Source organism: Acidithiobacillus sp. TH-A36 (assembly GCF_057473445.1).
Genome location: NZ_JBYCKP010000308.1, coordinates 1 through 1,656 on the forward strand (window position 1 = coordinate 1; position 1,656 = coordinate 1,656).

2 protein-coding genes are annotated in these 1,656 nt (G+C 55.9%); both read left to right on the forward strand.

Annotated features, from left to right (window positions below):
* Window positions 1-81: 81 nt before the first annotated feature.
* Window positions 82-810: a hypothetical protein gene (locus tag AC2VLY_RS08165; protein ID WP_486922072.1), complete on the forward strand. Its 729-nt coding sequence runs from the start codon at window positions 82-84 to the stop codon at window positions 808-810.
* 85 nt (window positions 811-895) lie between these two features.
* The coding region (locus AC2VLY_RS08170) for an ArdC-like ssDNA-binding domain-containing protein (RefSeq protein WP_486922073.1) at window positions 896-1,656 on the forward strand (761 nt) is incomplete at its 3' end.

A 1,656-nucleotide genomic window follows, 5' to 3' on the forward strand; every position in this document is an offset into this window, starting at 1 on the left:
TGTTTCCCATCTTGCCGATAGGCCGTTAATGACCCCGAACAGGGTCAGACCGTGTACTGACGTACTGAAAGGAGATTCATCATGGCAAAAGCGAAGGGCAAAACCCAGATTCCAGAAGCGGAAAAAGCCGCAAGTCCGGCGCAGGAAAGCATAGAAGCTGCACCCACTGACAAAACTTTCCATGAATACCCGGCAGCTCAGGGAACCATCAAGGATGAGCAGGGCACCTACCACAGCGCCCGACTTTGGGCACCCGCCCAGAAAGACGCACTGCGGGAAGAGGGCGGCCTCAAGGGTAAATTCGAGATCCAGAATCCCGAAACCGGAGTCAGGGAGAAATACGACTTTGAAATGAAACCGAAAGAACACAACGGCCAGAAGTATCTGTCTGGCGTGGTGAACCGTGGCGAAGGCAGGGATCCCCTGGTGGTACGGGTGGTGGGCATTGATGGCCCCCATGGCCGATTTGCCGCCTTACGGATGGCTGAAATGCACCGCGATGGGGAGCAGGCGCAGTTTCAGGATATTCGTGGACAGGGGGGTATTGTCCGCATGAACGAAGCCATGACGCACAAGTTCACCGAAAAGGAGGGCCAAATCTATGAAACAGAACGATTCAGGGAAACTCTGGGTGTAGAACCATCAGCCCTTGCCCGCCTGGATCATCGGGATGAAGTGGAAGCGGTCATGGAACGCCAGGCTGCTCAGGACCTGGAACGGAATGAGGCGCTGGAACAGGAAACCAGACTGGAGGCACCGGACAGCGGACCAGACCTGGATGATGAGGAAGATCTGGGCATGGGTCGTTGACAGCGGGTAACTCCCTCCGAAATGCAGTCCTGTCATTCTGCCCCGGCCTGCACTGGCGGGGCGCATTCCCCCGATGAGGTGCAAGATGGCCGTAATTTCCAAGGCAGAAATGCTGGATTCTCTGCTGGAATCAGCAGAAAAAATGATTGCTACCGGTGAAAAGCCGGTCTGGCAGAGACCCTGGGAACCCAGATATGGGGAATTTTCAGCGCCGCACAATCCCACTACGGGCAAGGCATACAGTTCGCTGAATACCATGATTCTGACCGTAGCAGCGCTGGAACATGGCTATGAGGATCCCCGCTGGATGGGATACAGCCAGGCCAAAGAGGCCGGTTATTCCGTTCGCAAGGGCGAAAAAGCAGGCGCACGCATCTATTCTCCCATTATCAAGACCGTCCGTGATGAAGAAAGTGGTCAGGATGTGACCCGGCCAGTAGGCTACCGGGCTACCCCCCTGTTCAATGCTGCACAGATTGAGGGGATTCCGCCTCTCAGGGTTGTTCCGGAAGCAGAACGACAGCCCAAAAGCCACGAACTGGATGCCATTGCCGCGCAGATGGGTGTAGTGATTGTCCACGCAACCCAGGCCCGCGCCTATTATCGGTCTGGTCTGGATCGCATCCATCTTCCCTTGCGGGAGCAGTTTCACGATCAGCACGGATATGATGCCACTAAAGCGCATGAACTCGCCCACGCCACAGGCCATGCTTCCCGGCTGGACCGGAATTCACTAAAAACCTATGCAAAGCTGGAATCGCGCTCTGCCGAAGAAGTGACGGCTGAGATTGGTGCCTATCTGACATCCCTGCATCTGGGCATTCCGTATATGGGCGACAGTCCAGA